This is a genomic window from Bacillus sp. 05T31, assembly GCF_056396725.1.
In genome coordinates, this window is sequence record NZ_JBFTMA010000750.1 from 1 (window position 1) to 2,575 (window position 2,575).

Genomic DNA, 2,575 nt, shown 5'->3' on the forward strand with positions numbered 1-2,575 from the left:
TTTAAATCCCTCCAAATAATGTAAAAAATATACGTATTTATCCACAATTATTAAAGCTGTAAAATAAAAAAACTTTCTTTACAGGCGTAAAGAAAGTGAAATTGACAGTATTTATTCGTTAAATAGCAACGTCTTTCCCACTTCCCTACGCTGGCATTAACCAGATCAGGTACTAAGAGTCTCAAAATTTCATCTGATCTCAGCCTATAAAAGGCCCCCCTAGTGGATAAATATTTAGTTGTCGTATTGTAATTATCATAGCATAATTCGTGGAACTGTCAAAAGAATTAATTATATAACTACCTTAAAAACCTTCTTCTTTCCTTACTTTTAATGAAGTTTCAATTATCATATCTAATAGTTTGCTATAATTAATTCCCGCTGCTTCCGCACTTTTTGGCAGTAAACTTGATTGTGTCATCCCTGGTAATGTATTAACTTCCATTACATATGGGATTCCTTCCTTCACCATCATATCAACCCTTGCATAAACACTACATTTTAATGCTTTATAACAAGCCAGTGACGCTTTATTTACACGTTCCTTTATTTCAGCTGGAAGTTCGATAACTTCTTCAACTGTACTAGTATCATCATATTTTGCATTGTAGTCAAAGAACACAGCAGCATGTCGAATCGAAATGATAGGTGTTTGGTTTTACCACTAACGGAAATCCTAATTTATCTAACTCCTCAAGCTTTAGATCCTCCATTTTTGTAAGTTCAATCCAATCTGGTGTTTCTACTCCTTCATAACGCAAAATCTTTTTTGAAATATTTTTATCCATACATATACCGCTAGATAACATATTGCTGCCGCTATATGGAATACCTAAACTCTCAAGCGTCCCTTGAACCGTACCATCTTCTCCGTATTTTCCGTGTAATGCTAGCAATGCAAAATCAATGTCTTTCGCTTTTTCAATTAAATCCATTTTTTCATTTAACGTAATTGGAACGATTTCATATTTACTCTTATCTAAATGTGCAATCATTTCATTCCCAGTCATAATTGATACTTGTTTTTCAGAGGATACTCCTCCCATAATAACGCCAATTCTCATTTTCTCAACTCCAAGTTTCATTTTTTAAAGTTGCACCAATTATTTGAATCCCGCTAACAATTTCCTGTTCTTTCAAACGTGAAAAGCCTAATCGGAATGTGTTCGCTCCTCCTCCATCAGAGTAAAAAACATCTCCAGGAGAAAACGTAACTCCTTTTTCATAACACTTTTGTAAAAGTGTGCGGGCTTGAATTTTTTCTTCCAACTCTATAAACAAATGAAGTCCACCGTCTCCAGTCATTCTTTTAAACGGAATGTACTGATTACACGCCCCAACAGCTAACTCATATTTTTTCTTATAAACAGATCTTGCTTTTTTTAAATATTTTTCAAAATATCCTTCATGTAAATATTGAAACAGAACAGCTTGATCTAACGTAGATGTGTGAATGGTTCTTGCTCTTTTAACACTTTCTAAATAATGTATCAGTTCTTTATCTGCAATGATCCAACCTACACGTAAACCAGGGAAAAGTACTTTTGAAAAGCTACTAATATAAATCACATTATTACCAGCCCCTGCAAAAGTTAATAATGGCGATAAATGTGAACCCGAATAACGTAATTCTTCATTAAACCCATCCTCTATAATAGGGATCTTGTATTTTGAAAATAACCTCATCAATTCCGTTCTTTTCTCCGAACTCGTAACAATACCAGTTGGATTATGATAAGAAGGGATTAAATACGCGAAATCAAAATCCTTTTCACGCAAACTTTTTTCTACTTCATTCGTATCAATACCATCATCATTCATATYAATTCCATGAACTTCAAGTCCATGTAAACGAAAAAGCTTCAATGCAGCATGGTGAGTTGGGTTCTCACAAATAACACGCCCTGATTTCTTCGATAAAGAAGATAACACAATATCTAATCCTTCTGTAAATCCATTTGTAATTAGAATATCTTTGTTCGAAATATCTACACCTTTCATTTCCATGTAATGAAGTAAATAATTCATTAACGGTCTATAACCTTTTGCATATCCGTAGTTCAATACGATATCCCCTTCAATGGACATACGAGTAAGAAAAGCTCTTTTGAAATTTTCAACATCAAATAGCTTTTCGTCCGGGGCTATACTATTAAAAACAATCATTCCTTTTTCCCAGCGAACTCCATGCTTCATTAAGTCTAATTCATCCGCTAATGTGGTAACTGTATTAAGTTTATTTTTCCAATCTATTTCAACAGACGAGGTGTTACTTATATCCACCTTCGCAACGAAATTTCCTTTTCCTTTAACTGCATAAATGAGTCCTTCTTGTTCTAAATCCGCATATGCAGAGAGTACTGTATTTCTGCTCACTGATAATAATTCACTTAGTTCCCTTGTTGATGGGATTTTTTGGTCCCCCAACAAATGCCCTTTCATAATCATCTTTTTTAAATAATCCTTTAATTGAATATAAACGGGACGATCTTTTACAACTTTAAAATCTTTAAACAATTTCTTACCCCCTGCAATTATTTTCGCATATTTATTTCATTCTCAAAAGGTCCACTAC

General features: G+C 33.6%; 1 protein-coding gene, 1 pseudogene and 1 riboswitch. The gene and the pseudogene both read right to left on the reverse strand.

The genetic code is table 11. The features are described from left to right. Positions 1–125 precede the first annotated feature (125 nt). Positions 126–231, reverse strand: a riboswitch (TPP riboswitch). A 73-nt stretch (positions 232–304) separates the two neighbouring features. Continuing rightward, positions 305–1,064: pseudogene (locus tag AC1DJR_RS27725) on the reverse strand (D-alanine--D-alanine ligase). 4 nt (positions 1,065–1,068) lie between these two features. Further along, positions 1,069–2,517 carry a MocR-like pyridoxine biosynthesis transcription factor PdxR gene (gene pdxR, locus AC1DJR_RS27730; protein ID WP_477004018.1) on the reverse strand — a complete coding sequence of 483 codons (1,449 nt, stop codon included), beginning with the start codon at positions 2,515–2,517 and terminating at the stop codon, positions 1,069–1,071. Between the last annotated feature and the right edge of the window lie 58 nt (positions 2,518–2,575).